Source organism: Enterobacter cloacae complex sp. 372C4 (assembly GCF_050030615.1).
Lineage (GTDB): Bacteria > Pseudomonadota > Gammaproteobacteria > Enterobacterales > Enterobacteriaceae > Enterobacter > Enterobacter intestinihominis.
The window spans coordinates 291,891-311,441 of record NZ_JBLGUQ010000001.1; the positions used below are offsets into that span (position 1 = coordinate 291,891).

General features: G+C 52.1%; 17 protein-coding genes, 1 pseudogene and 1 riboswitch. Of the genes and pseudogenes, 10 read left to right on the forward strand and 8 right to left on the reverse strand.

Annotation, left to right across the window (positions count from 1 at the left end; genetic code table 11):
* The first annotated feature begins 4 nt into the window (after positions 1-4).
* From ACQG11_RS01455 to ACQG11_RS01465, 3 genes are read left to right on the forward strand one after another with little or no spacing between them, the layout of a single operon-like run.
* A complete protein-coding gene (locus tag ACQG11_RS01455; RefSeq protein ID WP_022648655.1) occupies positions 5-1,282 on the forward strand; it encodes a nucleoside permease in 1,278 nt (425 codons plus the stop codon).
* Positions 1,279-2,283: an ADP-ribosylglycohydrolase family protein gene (locus ACQG11_RS01460; protein ID WP_023300562.1), complete on the forward strand. Its 1,005-nt coding sequence runs from the start codon at positions 1,279-1,281 to the stop codon at positions 2,281-2,283. The genes ACQG11_RS01455 and ACQG11_RS01460 overlap by 4 nt, the downstream gene beginning before the upstream one ends.
* The gene (locus tag ACQG11_RS01465; protein ID WP_426728122.1) at positions 2,280-3,233 is read left to right on the forward strand and encodes a PfkB family carbohydrate kinase; all 954 of its coding nucleotides are present in this window, start codon (positions 2,280-2,282) and stop codon (positions 3,231-3,233) included. Before ACQG11_RS01460 ends, ACQG11_RS01465 begins: the two co-directional genes overlap by 4 nt.
* On the opposite strand, the gene ACQG11_RS01470 is transcribed toward ACQG11_RS01465, so the two are convergent.
* From ACQG11_RS01470 to thiM, 3 genes are read right to left on the reverse strand one after another with little or no spacing between them, the layout of a single operon-like run.
* Positions 3,207-3,953, reverse strand: a complete 747-nt coding sequence (locus ACQG11_RS01470) for a GntR family transcriptional regulator (RefSeq protein ID WP_022648658.1) — start codon at positions 3,951-3,953, stop codon at positions 3,207-3,209. The genes ACQG11_RS01465 and ACQG11_RS01470 overlap by 27 nt on opposite strands.
* Before the next feature lie 41 nt (positions 3,954-3,994).
* Positions 3,995-4,795, reverse strand: a complete 801-nt coding sequence (gene thiD, locus ACQG11_RS01475; RefSeq protein ID WP_023300565.1) for a bifunctional hydroxymethylpyrimidine kinase/phosphomethylpyrimidine kinase — start codon at positions 4,793-4,795, stop codon at positions 3,995-3,997.
* A complete protein-coding gene (gene thiM / locus ACQG11_RS01480) occupies positions 4,792-5,562 on the reverse strand; it encodes a hydroxyethylthiazole kinase (RefSeq protein ID WP_154051439.1) in 771 nt (256 codons plus the stop codon). Before thiM ends, thiD begins: the two co-directional genes overlap by 4 nt.
* Positions 5,563-5,597: 35 nt before the next feature.
* A riboswitch (TPP riboswitch) is annotated at positions 5,598-5,694 on the reverse strand.
* Between the two features lie 331 nt (positions 5,695-6,025).
* Here thiM and ACQG11_RS01485 point away from each other — a divergent pair.
* A pseudogene (locus ACQG11_RS01485) lies at positions 6,026-6,832 on the forward strand (DUF4225 domain-containing protein).
* Here the strand turns inward: ACQG11_RS01485 and ACQG11_RS01490 are convergent.
* On the reverse strand, positions 6,829-7,143 hold the full coding sequence (locus ACQG11_RS01490) for a hypothetical protein (RefSeq protein ID WP_232934171.1): 315 nt from the start codon (positions 7,141-7,143) through the stop codon (positions 6,829-6,831). The pseudogene ACQG11_RS01485 and the gene ACQG11_RS01490 sit on opposite strands and share 4 nt — an antisense overlap.
* 166 nt (positions 7,144-7,309) lie before the next feature.
* Positions 7,310-8,551, reverse strand: coding sequence for a tyrosine-type recombinase/integrase (locus ACQG11_RS01495; protein WP_426728123.1), 1,242 nt, complete (start codon positions 8,549-8,551; stop codon positions 7,310-7,312).
* Positions 8,552-9,394: 843 nt separating this feature from the next.
* Between ACQG11_RS01495 and ACQG11_RS01500 the strand changes: the two genes are divergently transcribed.
* The 4 genes from ACQG11_RS01500 to ACQG11_RS01515 all read left to right on the forward strand — a co-directional run bounded on the left by ACQG11_RS01500 (position 9,395) and on the right by ACQG11_RS01515 (position 14,447).
* Positions 9,395-10,624, forward strand: a complete 1,230-nt coding sequence (locus tag ACQG11_RS01500) for a YadA C-terminal domain-containing protein (RefSeq protein WP_395029054.1) — start codon at positions 9,395-9,397, stop codon at positions 10,622-10,624.
* A gap of 206 nt (positions 10,625-10,830) precedes the next feature.
* A complete protein-coding gene (locus ACQG11_RS01505; RefSeq protein ID WP_022648666.1) occupies positions 10,831-11,274 on the forward strand; it encodes a hypothetical protein in 444 nt (147 codons plus the stop codon).
* 311 nt (positions 11,275-11,585) lie between these two features.
* Positions 11,586-12,962: a diaminobutyrate--2-oxoglutarate transaminase gene (locus ACQG11_RS01510; RefSeq protein WP_032623920.1), complete on the forward strand. Its 1,377-nt coding sequence runs from the start codon at positions 11,586-11,588 to the stop codon at positions 12,960-12,962.
* An 18-nt stretch (positions 12,963-12,980) separates the two neighbouring features.
* Positions 12,981-14,447 carry a pyridoxal phosphate-dependent decarboxylase family protein gene (locus ACQG11_RS01515; protein ID WP_022648668.1) on the forward strand — a complete coding sequence of 489 codons (1,467 nt, stop codon included), beginning with the start codon at positions 12,981-12,983 and terminating at the stop codon, positions 14,445-14,447.
* A gap of 52 nt (positions 14,448-14,499) precedes the next feature.
* Here ACQG11_RS01515 and ACQG11_RS01520 read toward each other — a convergent pair whose 3' ends face one another.
* Genes ACQG11_RS01520 through ACQG11_RS01530 form a run of 3 tightly spaced genes read right to left on the reverse strand, consistent with a single transcriptional unit; the run spans position 14,500 to position 18,268 of the window.
* Entirely contained in the window at positions 14,500-16,689 is a 2,190-nt protein-coding gene (locus ACQG11_RS01520; protein ID WP_426728124.1) for a polysaccharide biosynthesis tyrosine autokinase, read from the reverse strand.
* Complete coding sequence (locus tag ACQG11_RS01525; RefSeq protein WP_022648670.1) at positions 16,689-17,138, reverse strand: phosphotyrosine protein phosphatase; 450 nt, start codon at positions 17,136-17,138, stop codon at positions 16,689-16,691. The genes ACQG11_RS01520 and ACQG11_RS01525 overlap by 1 nt, the downstream gene beginning before the upstream one ends.
* Positions 17,138-18,268 carry a polysaccharide export protein gene (locus ACQG11_RS01530; RefSeq protein ID WP_426728125.1) on the reverse strand — a complete coding sequence of 377 codons (1,131 nt, stop codon included), beginning with the start codon at positions 18,266-18,268 and terminating at the stop codon, positions 17,138-17,140. Before ACQG11_RS01530 ends, ACQG11_RS01525 begins: the two co-directional genes overlap by 1 nt.
* Before the next feature lie 455 nt (positions 18,269-18,723).
* On the opposite strand from ACQG11_RS01530, the gene ACQG11_RS01535 reads away from it, so the two are divergent.
* Entirely contained in the window at positions 18,724-19,056 is a 333-nt protein-coding gene (locus ACQG11_RS01535; RefSeq protein ID WP_022648672.1) for an RcnB family protein, read from the forward strand.
* Positions 19,007-19,483, forward strand: coding sequence for a GNAT family N-acetyltransferase (locus ACQG11_RS01540; protein ID WP_045620917.1), 477 nt, complete (start codon positions 19,007-19,009; stop codon positions 19,481-19,483). Before ACQG11_RS01535 ends, ACQG11_RS01540 begins: the two co-directional genes overlap by 50 nt.
* The last annotated feature ends 68 nt before the right edge of the window (positions 19,484-19,551 follow it).

Below are 19,551 nucleotides of genomic sequence, written 5' to 3' on the forward strand. Positions count from 1 at the left end.
AAAAATGAAAACGAAAGTCCAACTGTCATTCATGATGTTTGTTGAATGGTTTATCTGGGGCGCGTGGTTTGTGCCGCTGTGGCTGTGGCTGAGCAAGAGCGGGTTTACCGCCGGGGAAATTGGCTGGTCCTATGCCTGTACCGCTATTGCCGCGATCCTCTCTCCTATCCTGGTCGGCTCGCTGACCGACCGTTTCTTCGCCGCCCAGAAAGTGCTGGCCGTGCTGATGTTCGCTGGCGCGATTCTGATGTATTTCGCAGCACAGCAAACCCAGTTCAGCACCTTCTTCCCGCTGTTGCTGGCCTACTCCCTGACCTATATGCCGACCATCGCGCTGACGAACAGCATCGCTTTTGCGAACGTCGATGACGTGGAGGCTGATTTCCCGCGCATCCGCGTGATGGGCACCATCGGCTGGATTGCATCCGGCCTGGCGTGCGGCTTCCTGCCGCAGATGATGGGCTATAGCGACATCTCTGACACCAATATCCCGCTGCTGATGACCGCTGCCAGCTCCCTTCTGCTCGGCGTCTTCGCACTTTTCCTGCCGAATACCCCGCCGAAGAGCACCGGCAAGCTGGATATCAAAGTGATGCTGGGGCTGGATGCGCTGATCCTGCTGCGCGATAAAAACTTCCTGGTGTTCTTCTTCTGCTCATTCCTGTTCGCCATGCCGCTGGCTTTCTACTACATCTTTGCCAACGGCTATCTCACCGAAGTGGGGATGAAAAACGCCACCGGCTGGATGACCCTCGGCCAGTTCTCTGAAATCTTCTTCATGCTCGCTCTGCCGTTCTTTACCAAACGCTTTGGTATTAAGAAGGTCTTGCTGCTGGGGCTGATCACCGCCGCCATTCGCTACGGCTTCTTTGTTTACGGCGGCGCCGAACAATACTTCACCTACGCCCTGCTGTTCCTCGGCATTCTGCTGCACGGCGTAAGCTATGACTTCTATTACGTCACCGCGTATATCTACGTGGATAAAAAAGCGCCCGTGCATATGCGCAACGCGGCGCAGGGCTTGATCACGCTGTGCTGTCAGGGCTTTGGTAGCCTGCTGGGTTACCGTCTCGGCGGCGTGATGATGGAAAAAATGTTCGCCTATAAAGAGCCGGTGAATGGGCTGACCTTCAACTGGGCCGGAATGTGGACGTTTGGTGCAATCATGATTGTAGTGATTGCCGTGCTGTTTATGCTGTTTTTCCGCGAATCGGATAAAGAGATCACCGCAATTGAGGTGGTTGATGGCGATACCGCGCTGACACGAGGGGAAGTTAAATGAAACAAGACCGTATTCTCGGTGCTCTTTACGGGCAGGCGTTAGGGGATGCGATGGGGATGCCGTCTGAACTGTGGCCGCGCAAGCGGGTGAAAGCGCACTTCGGCTGGATCGACCGTTTCTTACCCGGCCCGGCTGAGAATAATGCCGCCTGCTACTTTAATCAGGCCGAATTTACGGATGATACGTCGATGGCGCTGTGCCTGGCCGACGCGATTATCGAATGCGACGGGGAAATTAATCCTGACGTAATCGGTAAGCATATTCTGGACTGGGCGCTGGATTTTGACGCGTTCAATAAGAATGTGCTCGGCCCGACCTCCAAAATTGCCCTGAACGCCATCCGTGACGGCAAGCCGGTGAGCGAGCTGGAAAATAACGGCGTCACCAACGGGGCGGCGATGCGCGCCTCCCCGCTGGGATGCCTGCTACCGGCCACGCGTCTGGCACATTTTGTTGAACAGGTTGCGTTAGCCTCCAGCCCGACCCATAAATCGGATCTCGCCATCGCCGGTGCGGTGGTGATCGCGTGGGCGGTTTCACGCGCTATCGACGGCGAGCGCTGGCAGAACATCGCCGATGCCCTGCCGGGTATTGCCCGTGCGGCGCAGGAGGCGAACACGACCACTTTCAGCGCATCGCTTTCCGCTCGTATTGAGCTGGCCCTGAAAACCGTGCGCGAAGCCAACGGTACGGAGTCCGCCAGCGAGCAGATCTATCAGCTTATTGGCGCGGGCACGAGCACCCTGGAGTCCGTTCCGGCGGCGATTGCGATGGTCGAACTTGCGGGCACCGATCCGAACCGCTGCGCGGTGTTATGCGCTAACCTGGGCGGTGATACGGACACTATCGGCGCGATGGCAACGGCCATCTGTGGCGCGCTGCACGGTGTACAGGCCATTGATCCGGCGCTTAAAAGCGAACTTGATGCCGTAAACCAGCTTGATTTCGGACGCTACTGCGAAAAACTGCTGCACTTCCGGGAGCAAAGGGAGGGCGTATGAGTGCTTTTGCCCGCCGTCTCGAAACCCTTCACGCTACGCGCCCCGTAACGGTGCTCGGCGCGGCGGTCATCGACGTGATTGCCGACGCCTACGCCCTGCCCTGGCGCGGGTGTGATATCGAGCTTAAGCAACAGGGAGTGAATATTGGCGGCTGCGCGCTGAATATCGCCATCGCCCTCAAGCGGCTCGGCATTGCAGCGCAAAACGCGCTTCCCGTTGGCCACGGCGTGTGGTCCGATATTATCCGTAATGCCATGGCGAAGCAGGATCTGCACAGCGCCGTGGAAGCGGAAACGGGCGATAACGGCTGGTGCCTGGCGCTGGTGGAGCCTGATGGTGAACGGACCTTCATGTCGTTTAGCGGTGTGGAGAATCAGTGGCAGCAACGCTGGCTGGACGGGTTAAGCGTGCCGGAGAAAAGCCTGGTCTATTTGTCCGGCTACCAGCTGGCGTCGCCCAGCGGCGAGCTGCTGACGGCCTGGGTGGAACGTCTTCAGGATGTGACGCTCTTTATCGATTTCGGTCCGCGCATCGCGGATATTCCCGACCCGCTGATGGCGCGGATTATGGCCCGTAAACCGGTTGTCTCGCTCAATCGGCAGGAGGCGGAACTTGCCGCCGAATGGCTTGGCGTGAACGTGGAACAGCTCGGCACTCAGTGGCAGCAACGGTTTGGCGCTGCGCTAATCGTACGCCATGATAAAGACGGGGCGGTCTGGTACGACGGTGACGCTTCCGGACACGTTCCGGCGTTTCCTGCTACCGTGGTCGATACCATCGGCGCCGGTGACAGCCATGCGGGAGGTACCCTTGCCGGGCTGGCTGCGGGATGGTCACTGCCAGAGTCGGTGCAGCTTGGCAATGCCGTGGCCGCCTGGGTAGTCAGCCATCGCGGTGGAGACTGCGCCCCCACGCGCGAGGCCCTACTCCTCGCACACAAAGACGTATAGGTCGCTGCGGCAGTAGCTGATGCTGTACTCAATTGGCCGCTGCTGTTGATCGAGCGCGACTTGCTTGATCACCAGCACCGGTATTTTATCGTCCATCTTGATATGTGCCTGAAACTCGCTGTCCGGCATCCGGGCGCTGACGCGGGAACGGGTGCGCTGCGGAAAGATATTCTGGCTGCGGAAGTAATCATAAAGCGAGACGCCAATGTCGTCCGGGTTGGGAATTAATCCTACCGGTACCCAGGACTCCTCTATCGATACCGCATCGTCATCCACGTAACGGATGCGCTTAAGCAAAAACACATCGCTTTCCGGCGCAAGGGAAAGATGGCGGGCGATCTCTTCCGGGCACTTCACGATGCGTTTATTGACCCACAGGGTGTTGGGCGTTTTGCCACGCAGCACCACCTGCTGAGAAAAGCCGCGCGCCTCTTTCAGCGAATATTCAAAGATATTGTTGATTTGCGTCCCGTATCCACGCGCGCGGGTAACGACGCCAGCCTCTTCCAGCGCCTGCATGGCTTTACGCACCGTAATACGCGACACTCCGGCCAGCTGGCTCAGATCGCGCTCGCCGGGCAAAATATTACCGTGCGCGAGCACACCGCTGCGCACCGCGTTCTTAACCGTTTCGGCAAATTTCAGATACAGCGGCGTGTTGTCCGGTGCGGCAATTCGTTCCTTGAGTTGAGCAATTAACCGGGTATGCGCTTGTTCCATCTCTGTTTTTCTCTGGCATGAGTTTCATGCCAGTATACGGCTTACCACCATGCATGAAAATGGTGAACCGGACCAATACCGTGACCCACTTCCAGAGAATCGGCTTTTGCCAGCGCGCCCGAGAGCCAGACCTTTGCCTCCTGCACCGTATCCGCCCATGTGGCGTGACGAGGACGCAGCGCCGCCAGCGCCGCCGAGAGCGTACAGCCCGTGCCGTGGGTGTTTTTGGTCTGGACGCGTGGCGCGGTGAAACGTTGCGTGCCATCGTGGGTGAAAAGCCAGTCCGGGCTTTCTGCATCATCAAGATGGCCGCCTTTCATCAGCACCGCGCGACACCCCATCGCCAGCAGCGCATTCCCCTGCTCTTTCATCTCACGTTCGTTTTGCGCGTGTGGCGCATCCAGCAGCGCGGCGGCTTCAGGCAGGTTTGGCGTGATCAGCGCAACCTGCGGCAGCAGCTTTTTACGCAGGGTATCGACAGCCGAGGCGGAGAGCAGCGGATCGCCGCTTTTGGCCAGCATCACGGTATCAAGCACCACGTTTTTTATCTGGTAGTGTTTGAGACGTTCAGCGACCGCTTCAACAATGTCCGCCTCTGCCAGCATGCCGATCTTGGTGGTGTCGATACGTACGTCGCTGAATACCGAATCCAGCTGCGCGGCGACAAAATCCGGGTCAATGCGATACACCGACTGTACGCCGCGCGTGTTTTGCGCAACCAGCGCGGTGATAACCGAGCACCCGTATGCGCCGAGCGCAGAGAAGGTTTTCAGGTCTGCCTGGATCCCCGCTCCGCCGCTGGGATCGGTTCCCGCAATAGTCAAGGCATTAATGCGCGTCATACCTGTTCCTCCAGCGCGTAAAGCGCGTCCAGAAACGCGGAGACAAAGCTGCCGGGCCCCCGGCTTTGAGTCAGGGCAACTGACCCTGCGCGCTTCATAAAGCCGCAGGCTGCCGCCGCGTTATCAAGCCTGTCGCCAGGCAGCGAGCAGCAGGCGGCGACGACCGCCGAGAGCGCACAGCCAGTTCCTGCCACGCGGGTCATCAGCGGGTCGCCGCCCGCGACCGTACGGATTCGCTGGCCGTCGGTGATGTGATCCACTTCCCCTGTGACGACTACAACGGCGTGGGTCTGGCGGGCAAGCGCCTGCGCAGCGGTCAACGCGCTCGCTGCCGTATCGGTGGAATCGACCCCACGTCCGCCCGCACTCATTCCGGCAAGGGCGAGGATTTCGGAGGCGTTGCCACGAATGGCCGCAGGTTTAAGGGATAATATTTGCTGGCAAAAACGGGTGCGGAACGCCAGCGCGCCAACCGCGACGGGGTCCAGAACCCAGGGTGTGCCCGCGGCTACCGCGCTCTCAATAGCCCGACGCATCGACTGGGCGCGCGGCGCGGTGAGCGTGCCAACGTTGACGAGCAGGGCATCGGCAAGCGCGGCAAACTGTTCCGCTTCCTCGGCTTCGATCACCATTGCCGGGGAAGCACCGAGCGCGAGCAGAACGTTGGCGGTGAAGGTCTGCACGACATCGTTGGTCATACAGTGCGTGAGCGGGGAACGGGTTCGGAATTGATGTAAAACGTGTGAGTCGAGCAGGTCAGGCTGCATGGTTTCGCTCCTGCCGTGCGGAAAGAAGCGATGACCGGGTAGGCATCTGACTTCCCTACGCTGGCATTATCCAGATCAGGTAATACGGGTATTTCTCAGCCTTCACAAGGAAGGGCACCCCGAGTCAAATAAAACAAAATCAAAATCTTGCGATTAATGCTCCTCATTAATCCCTGGTCAGGATAGTAATGCCAGCGGGAAAACTTGTAAACGGCAAAAGCGGCCCTTTAGAGCCGTGAGTGACAGGATGAGTGACAGTTTGTGTGACACAAGTATCCATCCATTTCTTAGACTCAAGCCGTCTCGAGTATAAGAATATGCAGGTACACTGAGGATCGCAGGAAGTGCAGCCCCGGTATTACTGACTAATGCTATTTGCCACTATTACGGAATACCGGTTTAGGGTACAAAAAAGCCGGGATGCACGTAAAATGACCAGACACATTTTGGGAAGGAGTCTTCAATGGATATCGCGCTGCTCGACAGGGGCTGGAACAGAACATGGTCAGATACAATGGTGAATCTGGAAGCCCGTAAACTCGTCGAAACAGCAAACCGGCTGTCAGCATTCTATTTGCAAAATGGTCTTACACGTATCAAGTTTGTCGAAGAGATAAGGCAGGTCGTAGAGAAAGAATTTGAAACTGCACGACGGGCCAAAACCGATGAAGAATGCATTGCATGCATCAAAAATCTGCGTGCCGAAAGAGATAATCTACAAGAACAAGAACGCCTGTTAAGAACCAGAGCCGCACAACTTTATGCAAAGGTCGAGTTTGTCAGGGAAAATAACAAGATAGTCGGGTATGTGATTTCGGCTGTGAATGTGGTGCTTTCAGGGATGGTTTTCTACGGCGGAATGATCATGATCTCGACGATGACCCCTATTGGAGTCCTCGCTGGTGCACTCTTAGTTGCAGATGGCGCTAACGGTATAACTAAAGAAGTGAATAAATTTTTATCTGAAGGACAATCTAACTCTGAAGGTGTGGTCGCTGACAAAGTGATTAATATTGCTCAGTTTATGGGGTTTAAGGCTGAATCTGGCCTGGCTTTTTATAACACTCTAACACTAAGCGCAAACATCTACAGCATTGTTGGATTAGCGCGAAAAGCAGGTGCCTAGCGATTGTTCCGTTGGCTTCCCCACGATTACTACCGTCAAGTCAACACAATGAGCCGCCCCAAGTTAACTATGAAAATAGTAGGCTACGGTATCAAGGCTAAGGTTATTTTTGACCTGCTTTCCACCGAATCACCGAATCATTAGCCCCTGTATTTTCTCCAGAACCGCCAGGATTTGTAAGAAAGGACTGGCGGTTGAACAAAAACAGCAATCAGCATTGCTATGAATAAACCGATCCCGGTTGATATGATATATTCTATTTCATTTGAAATAATTACCCAGAGAAACATTGCTGTGAAAGCGCAAAAGATCCAAAGAACTATCCTGAATCGATTAGCTAGATCCTGAATCGCCTCTCCCAACGTGCCGCCATAGCTTTCAACGTTGTTTTTTATCTTCTGTACATCAGATTGAGTAAAGCCAGAACGTAGTAAGGCGTCTTCTGTAACATCCATATTATCTCTCAGCATTTCTTAACTGGCGATGGTATACACAATCATACTGATGAACTTTACAGCAATCCAGCCGAAACTTTGCGGCAGACCCTACCGCCCTTTCATTAGTCCTGGTAATACCAAGACGTTACAACCAAGCCAAACCATCTATCACGTAACAAACTGATCATAACGGAAAGATGTGCAAATAGCGTCTGGTAATACCAGAGCCGCTCTTCTCATGACCGACCATCTGTTGCAGATGTGCCAAGTTACCCACCCAGCCAGCTAAACAGGTTGAAATCATGGTGTGCCGGACACTGTGAACTAGCCGCCGCTGTCCATAATCATCACGGTACGCAATACCAAGCTGATCGCGGACATCGGCTAAAATTTTGCCGATCTTCGGCATATTCTTGCCAGACACAGGCGAGAAAATCTTCTCTTTCCATTGATGATTTACAAAATCGAGGAAACCCCACTCGATCAGTTTGGGATGGATCGGCACCTGCCTTGTAACGTACTCGGTTTTACCCTGTCCTCCTTCAGCGATCAGGAGATAGTGCCGCTGGCTAACTTCATCAAATTTGATTTGTGATTTCTCCAGCTTGACGATCTCCCCTCTTCTGGCTCCCGTGTACGCCAACAGCAAGGTGATCCACTTCTGCCACCCGTCAGGCTGCTTGAGCGCCCACCCTACAAACTTTCTCATTTCCGCTGCACTGTAAGCTCCAAACCTCGCTTTCGACGGTGCGGCGACTACTCCATCTGTCGGAGACTTCTCCAGAATATCTTTATTATCAGTCAGGAAGGTTTTGAAGAGCGATTTATAAATCTTCAAATGCTTGTGGATAGACTCAGCGACAACCAAATCTTCAGGCGGGACATCATCACACTCGATCAGTTGCTGAACAGTCATTGACCGATAAGGCTGCACTACACGCTTAGGCAAGTTTTCAACAACTTCCATAAAGCGCTCATTGGCCTGTGAAATTGCCTTCATCAAGTTTTGGGCTTTCTCTTTTTTGTACATATTCCAAGCGCCAGCCAGTGTCAACACATCCTTTGACTGTGCTTCTGTTTGTTCTTCCTCATCTTCTGAAGGCGCAACAAGCTCGCGGTATTCCTGGACAACTATCGGCTGAAGAGTGCGACGTTCTTCACTGAGAAATTGGTGCGCCAGCCATTGTTCATTCTGCTGCTTCAGGCTAGTGCCATACTCGGAAAGACGCTTACCGAAGTGATCCGGTTGGATGGTTCCACGTTGAACCAGTGGAATTACAGGAGAAGCAAAAGACATGAGCAACTGCGCCTGGGTGTGGCTGTCAGTCTCTAACGACTTACGGAAAAACTTATTATCAGGCAGGCGAAAACGAACGTAATAAACCCCGTTACGTTTAATGGTGTGGCGTATGGTCTGGTGTCCCATTTCGTGAGCCTCGATGTGATCGGCTAAACAAAACGGTTCGAAAATCGCAGATAAGCCTTTGATTTTACCTTGGATAATTGCCAGGACTACGCTGGCATTATCCAGATCAGGTAATACGGGTATTTCTCAGCCTTCACGAGGAAGGGCACCCCGAGTCAAATCATCTATAAAACAAGAGTTTAAACAATACTGTGTTATTTAGTGTCCCCATGGTTGAGCATACTGATAACCATTTCCCTTTATCTCACTGCCTCAGAAGGTACAGACGGGTTCAGGTTACATAAAAATGAGAAATTCTATTGTTCGTTTTCCGGTATTATTTGTACTGAATAAATAACTAACATTGAATTCACATTACAAATATCTTTATTTAATGTCTACATTGGAAATCTTACGGAAGAATATCTTGCCCTTTATTTAAATACACCCACTCGATAATGTTTACTTTCAGCTTTAAAGGTTGTGATTTTCATTTGAAAACCCCCGTGTAAACCTTAATTTCCATCACTTAAATAAAAACCGCATAAGCGTTAAAATAAAATCTCATAAAAATCATAAGGTTAAATTAAGACAGTTCACAAGCGCATCACAACAAATTGATTTTAAAGAAGAAACAATGCAAGAGCATTATTTCTCATCATTCTTATCATTAATAAGAAACATGATCAAAATCAATATTTCTCGTCGCGAAATATCTATAGTTTCGCTCCGTTACCAACATAAATATTAAATACAATTATAAAATTCGACACACTTAAACTTACCCATTCAGCTCTGCTTAAACAAACGTTAGCAATATCGCTAGCGTATATTTTATCTGCCAAACACTGTGAGTCATTTCAAATGAAACCTGTTAGTGAAACCGTCATCGCTGTCGCTATTCTCGGTGCTCTTTTTGCTGGTACAATGAACGTAGCTAAAGCTGCTGATGTAAATGTAAATCTTAACGATAATGTTACCAATTCAGGTACTTTTATTCAGGTTCAAGGGACTAACAACACCGCATATAACCTTGATAACATCAAGGCTAGCAACACTCAACAAGACGGACAAATCTATAATCTGCAAGGGGATGTTGAGAAGGCAAACATTGCTATCAATAATGCGCAAGATACTGCTAACACTGCTGTAAATAAAGCTGATGCTGCTCAAGCTGGTGTTAATGCTAATGCACAATTTAACTCTACTTTGAATCAGAAAGTAGATGACAACAAAGCTGATCAGATCTCCACCGACAACAAACAAAATATTTTGATTAATGACATTAAAAACAAAGCAGACACTGCTTTACAAGGTGTTGTTAACAATGGTTCCGATATTAAATCATTGCAAGATGAAAGCGCGTTACAAGGTTCTGTATTGATTAACCATGATCAACGGATCACCGCTTTAGAGAACCAAACACCACCTAAAGACGGTGTTAATGGTAAAGATGGTGTTGACGGTAAAGACGGGGCAACGGGTGCTACAGGCGCTGCAGGTGCAACTGGTGCGCAAGGTTTAAAAGGTGATACAGGCGCACAAGGAATAGCTGGGAAAGATGGTGCTCCAGGTGTTAAGGGTGAGAAAGGAGATAAAGGAGATTCCATCAAAGGTGATAAGGGCGACACTGGCGCTAAAGGTGATAAAGGGGATGCAGGTAAAGCTGGCTCTAACGGAATCACAACTACCATCACTAAGAAAGAAGTTGATACTAAAACTATCAATCTGGTTAAGTCACTCAATACCCAAACTACAGCACAAGCTAAAGATCTGAAAGCTGCTCAACAAGTGTTCGCACAAGCGCAAGCTAACACTAACTCTCAATTCAAGAGCCTGAAAGATGAAGTTGATAGCAATAAGAAAGAAGCCCGTTCAGGTGCTGCTAGCGCTGTAGCTATCGCCTCTATGCCTCAAGTAGAGAAAGAACAGGCTGTCATGTTCTCTGCTGGTGTAGGTAGCTTTAAAGACGAGCAAGCTGTTAGTGTGGGTGCATCCTTCCACGTTGGTAGCAACACCATCGTTAAAGCTGGCGTAAGCGATTCTACAAATAATGATCTTGCTATGGGCGCAGGCATCGGGATTGGCTTTTAAGAAAAACACGTAACTCGACTACATTCATAATAGAGGAAGCTTTTCAGGGCGACAGTACTTCGCTGATGGAAAGTATGATGATGGCCAATAACATGCTCAAACACATTTTTATTTCAGCTGCCCTGTATCTATTGCTTATTTCGGTCGGGGTCTGGATCGGCATTATGTACGTTTCTTATTATTTGTGTCGTTTTTAAGGTGATAAAATGAAAAAATCAATGATGCTAGTGTTAAGCGCTGCCGTACTTGCTGGGTGTATTTCGCCTGCACACGCCATTAGCGCACACTATCGTGCTCAGTTAGAGCGCTCGGGATGCACGCAAATTAGCGCTGGCGATGGATCTTGCGATATAAGCAAAACCAAAGCGGAAAACGCGGCACAACACGAACCAACGGCATCCGTTCACGATCCCCTTCGCGAAGCCTCGTTCTCGTCGGATACGGTTAACGCTACCCTTTCTAACGGCTTTTTTAGCGCTACCGTGAACGGCAAAAAAGCCAGCGTTAAACGTCTGAATGCGAATTTCTATGAGATCCATGGTAACGGTTTTGTGATATCGATAAGCCTGGATGAAAACGGTATTACGGACGCGTCATGGAATAAAACAAAGGGACGTGAACACGGCGTTTTACGCGTTACCCAAAAATAAACAGTCTAAGGAGGCTCTCCGCCTCCTTTTAGCCTGCCAGGCGCACAATTTGCCACACTCTTTCATCTGATTTTACAATGCTGACAATCCATATATAAACCACTGTTTTTATTGAGAATAAACTGCATATTTTTGCCGAAAAATGAGGTTATCCCCTCCCCTGTGCCCTGTGTCACAAAACAGTAAACAAATTAACCATTGAGCCCGGTGACAAAAGGCTCTATATTGGCGGCGTTTTTTTCAGGCCCCATCTGTTTTTTAACTTTTTATTCAATCGTTGCTCATAACGAAGCGGCGGTTGTAGGAGTGATATGATGACGGATAAAGTCCGTATTGACACCGTAGATGCCCACAAAAGCAACGAAACCTATCTGGCCCGTCAGGCCGAGTTTGAATCTAACGTCAGGAGTTATCCGCGCAAACTGCCTTTAGCGATCACGAAAGCAGAAGGCGTGTGGATCACCGATGCAGATAATAAAGAATACCTTGACTGTTTAGCAGGCGCAGGCACCCTCGCGCTTGGCCACAATCATCCTGATGTGCTGAAAAGCATCCAAAATGTCATTACCAGCGGCTTGCCGTTACATACCCTGGATCTGACTACGCCGTTGAAAGACGCGTTTTCAGAATACCTCCTCTCTCTGTTGCCTGGTCAGGGCAAAGAGTACTGTCTGCAATTCACTGGCCCGTCCGGGGCTGACGCCGTTGAAGCGGCGCTGAAGCTGGCGAAAAAAGTAACCGGTCGCAGCGGTATCATCAGTTTCTCTGGTGGTTACCACGGTATGACCCACGGTGCACTGTCCGTCACCGGTAACCTGTCTCCGAAAGAAGCGGTTGACGGTATGATGCCAGAAGTCCAGTTCATGCCTTACCCACACGAGTACCGCTGCCCACTGGGTATCGGTGGTGAAGCGGGCGTGAAGGCGCTGACCTACTACTTCGATAACCTGATCAACGACGTTGAAAGCGGCGTGCGTAAACCTGCCGCGGTGATCCTGGAAGCTGTTCAGGGCGAAGGCGGCGTGAACCCGGCTCCGGCTGAGTGGTTGCAGCGCATCCGTAAAGTGACTCAGGAACACGGCATTCTGCTGATCCTCGACGAAGTTCAGGCTGGCTTTGCCCGTACCGGTAAATTCTTTGCCTTCGAACACGCAGGCATTGAGCCTGACATCATCGTGATGTCCAAAGCAGTTGGCGGCGGTCTGCCACTGGCTGTGCTCGGTATCAAGAAGCAGTTCGATGCGTGGGCGCCTGGTCACCACACCGGTACCTTCCGCGGCAACCAGCTGGCGATGGCAACCGGTCTGACGACGCTGAAGATCCTGAAAGACCAGAATATCGCGGGCAAAGTTGCCGCACAGGGCGAATGGCTGAAAGGCCAGCTGAAAGAGATGGCGAAACGCTATCCGGTTATCGGCCACGTTCGCGGTCTGGGCATGATGATCGGTATTGAAATCGTTAAGCCACATGAAGCCGCCGACCACATGGGTTGCTTCCCGGGCGATGGCGAGCTGTCTGCACTGATCCAGAAGAAGTGCTTCGAAGCAGGCCTGATTCTGGAGCGTGGCGGCCGTAACGGTATCGTTCTGCGTCTGCTGCCGTCACTGCTGATCAGCGATGACGAGCTGAAAGTCTTCCTGGATAAATTCGAGCAGGCACTGCTTGCTGCGGGCGTTCGCCCGGCGTAACCGGAGTTGTTGATTACGATGTCTGATTCAAACCCAATTTTGTTCTCCTCTGCCCAGAGCATTGAAGCTTACCAGCAGGCGATTGAACAAAGCACTCAGGCTGTGATGCAGTGGCTGAAACAGCCTGAGATGTACCAGGGCAAAACGGTCGCGGAGCTGCGCGACCGTATTAAGCTGGATTTCAACCCGAAAGGGCTGGGCAACGAAGCGGCGATTGAACGCGCCGTGGAGTTCTTCCTGAAAGACAGTTTGTCCGTTCATCACCCGCAGTGCGTGGCGCACCTGCACTGCCCAAGCCTGGTCGTAAGCCAGGCGGCGGAAGTGCTAATTAACGCCACCAACCAGAGTATGGACTCCTGGGATCAAAGCCCGTCCGCAACCATTATTGAGATCAAGCTGATCGAATGGCTGCGTACCCGCGTGGGTTATCAGGCTGGCGACGCAGGCGTCTTCACCAGCGGCGGCACCCAGAGTAACCTGATGGGCCTGATGCTGGCGCGTGATGCGTTCTTCGCGCGTCAGGGCCACTCGGTACAGCAGGACGGTCTGGTGGGCGATCTGCGCAAAATTCGCGTGCTGTGCTCTGAAAACGCCCACTTCTCCGTGCAGAAAAACATGGCGCTGATGGGCCTGGGCTACCAGTCCGTGGTGCAGGTGAAAACTGATGAATTCTCCCGCATGGATCTCACCGATCTGGCGGCGAAAATCGAACAGTGCAACGCGAACGGCGAACAGATCCTGGCGATTGTGGCCACGGCCGGCACGACGGATGCGGGTGCTATCGATCCGCTGCGTGCTATTGCTGAGCTGGCTGCGAAACAGAATATCTGGGTACACGTTGATGCGGCCTGGGGCGGCGCGCTGCTGATGTCTGAGCAGTATCGTCACTATCTGGACGGTATTGAACTTGTGGACTCCGTAACGCTGGACTTCCACAAGCAGTTCTTCCAGACCATCAGCTGCGGTGCGTTTCTGCTGAAAGAAGCGCGTCATTATGAGCTGATGCGCTATCAGGCAGCTTATCTGAACTCCGAGTTCGATGAAGAAGCGGGTGTGCCTAACCTGGTTTCCAAATCTCTGCAAACCACCCGTCGTTTCGACGCGCTGAAACTGTGGATGAGCCTGGAAGCGCTGGGTCAGGAGCAATACGCGGCAATTATCGATCACGGCGTAACGCTGGCACAGCAGGTTGCGGCTTACGTAAAAGAGCAGTCTGCTCTGGAACTGGTTATGCAACCCCAGCTGGCAAGCGTGCTGTTCCGCTTCCGTCCGCAGACCCAGATGGCTGACGCCGGTATCGCCCTGCTGAACCAGAAAATTGGCGATGCGCTGCTGGAATCCGGCCGCGCAAACGTCGGGGTGACCGAGCATAACGGCGTCACCTGCCTGAAGCTGACCCTGCTGAACCCAACCGTGACGCTGGAGGACGTTAAAGTCCTGCTGTCTCTGGTTGAGCGTACCGCGCAGGAAGTGATGGCGAAGTAATGCTTTTCCCTCTCCCATCCGGGAGAGGGTTTATTATCCCGTCCTGACGCCCCTATCCTTTTTTCCTCGAAGCATAACCGTAGTCATACTGGCTGTACCCCGAGCTGTAAAACAGCGCTGCGGATTTAACAATATCGTTGAGGATTGTGCCGCTGACCTTCACGCCAACGTGCTGTAGACGTTTAACGGTATTCTCCATCTCTTTCACGCTGGTTTTATCGTAACGGGCAACCATTAGCGTTGTTCCGGCTGCTCTGGCAACCAGCGCAGCATCATTGACGGCAAGAACTGGGGGTGTATCGATGATGACAATGTCATAGTGCTCGTTAACCCAGGACATGATGTCAATGAACCGTTCGCTTAACAGCATTTCTAACGGACGCAGGGGTTCCGGGCCGCAGGTGATGACGTCAATTCCCCCTTTTTCAGCATGCTGAATGACCTCCCCAAAGTCGCGCTTCCCTTCCAGCAGGCAGGATAATCCGTGGCGGTTCTCCAGGCCAAAAATATTATGCACATAACCCTGGCGCATATCCGCATCAATAAACAGCGCCCGCTGACCGCTCTGCCCGGCAATGGCCGCCAGGTTCGTCGCCACCAGTGTTTTTCCGCAGTCCTGCGTGGGGCCAGAAATCATCACAATGCGATTCTCAGCCTCCATCATGGTGAAATGCAGACTGGTTCGCAGCCCGCGTACCGCTTCAACAAACATATCAGCAGGGCGATCGACTGGCAGGAAAGGCACATCCGAGGTTTTGTGTGTCCAGCGACGAGAAAACGGATTTTTTCTGCGCAAATGCGTTTTACTCCACAGCCACTGTGAACGTGGTAACGTCGCCAGAACCGGCATCCCCTGCGCTTCCAGCTGTTCGGAAAGCGTGATCCCACGTTTGAACGCTTGACGTACCAGTACGGTCCCCATTGAAAGGATGAGCCCGAACAGCGCGCCAAGCGCAATGATTAGCGCTTTTCGCGGTTTTATCGGATCCGGGAGTGTAACCGCCTCATCAATGATCCTCACGTTCCCGACAGCGCTGGAGCGGGAAATATTCAGCTCCTGCTGACGCGTCAAAAGCTGTAAATAAATCGTGCGGCCCGACTCAACATCGCGGCTCAGGCGTAAAATCTCCTGCTGCGTGGAGGGCATCGAGGACACACGGTTATTAAGACGATCCCGTTCCCGCACAAGGGTTTGTCTTTTTTCATGCAATGCACGGTAGGTAGGGTGACTCTTTTTAAAGAGCTGGGAAATTTCTGCCTCCCGGAACGTCAGCTCATTTAGCTGATTCTCAACGTTCACAACCTGATCCAGGACGGATTTTGCCTCTAAAGACAGATCCACAGAGTCGCGCTGCGCCCGGTAGGCATTCAGCCGCGCTTCAGCCTGATCCAGGTCCGCTCTGATTTTCGGTAACTGCTCCTGTAAAAAATCCAGACTACGCGAATCCTGAGCCTCCTGGCGCGCGATATTTTGCTGAAGATAATTTTCAGCAATCGCATTCAGCACCCGGGCGATTTTGTCAGGATCTTCACCCGTCAGGGTTAAGGTCACAATACCGCTCTGTTTCTCCGATTCCACGACCGTCAGACGCTTCTTCAGCGTGTTGATCGTCTCCAGGCGCGTCAACGACTTAAGCGAAAACTGTGTGCCTGGCGTCGCCTCAATCGAGGTCACCCGCAGCACGATCCCTTGCGTAACCAGCGTTTTACCAACCTGGCCGTCTGCCTCAATGTTTTCGCCCGTCAGGTGATACCTTCCCGCTTCCTGTACGGTCAGCGTGAGTTCTTGCGCTTTGCCCTCCACCTGGGGGATCTGGAGTTCGCCTAACGTTATGTTGCCCTGGCCACGCCCTTGCAGACGCTGCCAGAGACGCCCCACCACAGGCAAAACGCGCTGCTTTGCCTGATACGTCAGATCTAATTTGTCGACGGTCTCGCCGAGGATCATGCGAGATTTCAACAGTAAAATTTCAGGGGCAACATCCGGCGAAATATCGGTGCCCAGCTGGCTCAAGCCTTTGAGCAGGCCGTTATCCTGTTTGCTTTCTATTTGCACCATAGCATCCGCCTGATAAACAGGTGGCGTAACCCAGGCATAGAGGCCCGCGCATAAAGTGAAAAGGAAAGTCACGCACAATATCATCGTGCGATGGTCGATCATTTCGCCGAGCAAACGAACGAGATCGATTTCATTTTGTTCGGGTGCCCCTGCACCATAACTGTCTGTTGTGTAAGACGACATTAATGCTTTATTCCTTTCTGTCCTAAACGACGTGCCCATTCCTGGCTGGCTTTACCCAATAGCCCGAACACATATTCAAACGCTTCACGGCTTTTACGATAGGGGTCTGGGATATCCTGCGGCTCCAGCCACTGCCCAAAAAGCAGCGACTTCCCCCTGTTTTCCGGTGCCATGGCTGCAATGAAGCGAAGATGTTCCGGCTCCATAACCAGGATGAGATCGGATCCCTGCATCAGCCTGCGTGTCAGCCTGCGCGCCACATGACCGTCGAGGGAGATCCCATGCCGCCAGGCCACGTCCTGGGCGCACTCATCCGCCGGATACCCCTCAAGGCCGAGTATTCCCGCCGAGGTGATGTGTCTGTCGGGCAAGTGCTGGCGCAAAAGCCGTTCTCCAATCGGAGAACGGCAGACATTTCCGGTACATACTACGAGTATTGATTCGAACATTATTGCGGCCACGATCTGATATAACGAACCGTTTCGGTGAGGTCATGCACCCCGCTGATTGTCGGAACAAGCTGTGTTATTACGCGATTCCATCGGGAGAGTGGAGCAGTGGTGACATAGACAATGTCGTAAGGCTCAAGCTGAAACTCGGTGCCCAGCACCATGGCCGAAGCGTCTTTTGCATTCAGTTGATAGATATTCGCAATTTTCCCGGACTCGCGTACCGAGCGGATAACAAAAATACCCGTCGCATCAGCCATATTCTGGTCCAGGCCACCGGCATTGCCGAGCGCTTCAGCCAACGTCATGCCGCTGCGATCCATCTTCAGCGTGCTCTGTTTAACAACTTCGCCCATCACGAATACTTTCAGCGCATCGTTGCGGGGAATAAACAAGATGTCGCCAGGGTTGAGCAGCTTATTCTGGGTTAAATCGCCATGCTGCATCAGGGCATACAGGGAAATTCGGGAATCCTGGCCGTTGTGAGTCAGCACCACGTTCCGCCAGTCCGCATCAGCAGTAAGCCCACCTGCGGCATTAACGGCATCCATAACCGTCAGCGGAATGTTGGTGATGGCCTGCTGGCCAGATTTCGCCACTTCTCCCGTAACGTAGGCTTTTTGCGAACGGAAAGCGGCAACGCTGACGTCGACCTGGGGGCTTTCAATGACGTTATCCAGCCGCGCGGTGATCTCCTCGCGCACTCTGGAAACCGTTTTTCCCGCCACGTGCAGTTTACCCACGTAAGGATAAAAGAGCGTGCCATCGGCATTGACCCAGTTTCCCGTATCGCTTGCGCTGCGATACTGTCCCGCGGGCGTAGTCAGCTCCGGGTGATCCCAGACGGTGACCGTCAGGATGTCACCGATTCCAATACGGTATTCCCAGTTTTTGACCTGCTCATCAAGATTAGGATTTGCCTGAGATTTAGCTGCTGCGGGACGTAGTTTCTCAATTAATCCGGGCGTAAGTGGATAAATTTCGATTTGTTTATCTAAACTATTATTGAGATCAGCCGGCGCAATTATTTTTTTGCCTGCGGAACTTAACGTTTGGCCGGGAGAAATTACGCACCCCGCCAACTGACTTATTGCTAAGAATATTACAGTTAATGCTGTTGTGTTTTTCATTTATATATACTTATCATCCCTGCTCGTAGCGAACGCCCGACGGGGCGCAGCCCTGCGCTAACCCACGCTTGAAATAAGTTTCTTTTCAAGGGAATACTAAAACGTAATCTAAAAGTGAAGACACGAATTGCCCGATCTGTGACGGGCAATTAATTAAAATATAATCTTCCTGAAAATCTTAAAGCCTGTGGCAAAAAAAAGCACGATCTACAGTTTATAAAATTACGGCAACAATGTATTTTCAGAATTAATTCAGCAAAACGATAGTTACAATGAATTATTCCCGTCAGCACGCATTCATATCAAAAATACTCACAACCGCTGGCACTACACAAAACCGTTCACTTTTGTTACATTTTTTTTCAAACACACCCTGTTTTGATACTTAAAATAGGCTGTCTGCCGCACTGTCCCCCGCAGACAAGCGTATCCATAACGATTTCACTGGAGAAAAAATGGCTAAGCGTAAATTGGTGCTTCTGGGTGTATTACTGTCTCTGGCGGGCTCCGCATTCGCAGCCCCGCAAACGGCCGCCGCGCCTTCCGGCATTAAGGCTTATGAAGAGCAGGAGTTCATCGCCGACTTCACCAAATTTAAGATTGGCGATACCGCGCCCGCGCAGTATCAGACGCCAGAGTACACCATCAAACAGTACCAGCTACGTAACCTTCCCGCGCCCGATGCCGGTACGCACTGGACCTACATGGGTGAAAATTACGTTCTGATTGGTGATGCTGATGGCAAAATCTACAAAGCCTATAACGGAGATATTTTCTATCACCGCTGATACGATGATCCGGCCCTGGCAGGAGGACGACCGGCCATTTCTGCGCACGCTGTACCTGCATGCACGACGCGTGGCCTGGCCATGGCTGGACAATTCTGAATGGCAGCTTGAGGATTTTGACGCCGCAACGCGTGACGAGCAGATCTGGGTTGCGATTCACGACGGTCACCGGGTAGGGTTTGCCTCCGTCTGGGAAAATGATAACTTTTTGCACAATCTGTTTGTCGACCCGCTGTATCAGCGTCTGGGAGTTGGCCGTTTGTTACTGGAACAAGTACAGAGGACGTTTACCAGTACAGGCGCGCTGAAGTGTCTGGTGAAGAATGAGCGGGCGGTTGCGTTTTACCAGCGCCACGGCTGGCACATTGAGGCGACGGGGGATTCTCCGGAAGGAGAGTATTATTTGATGCACTATCGGCTTGGGTAAAGTCAGGTGGCGCTACGCTTACCTGACCTACAAAATCGAGGTAGGCCGGGTAAGGCGAAGCCGCCACC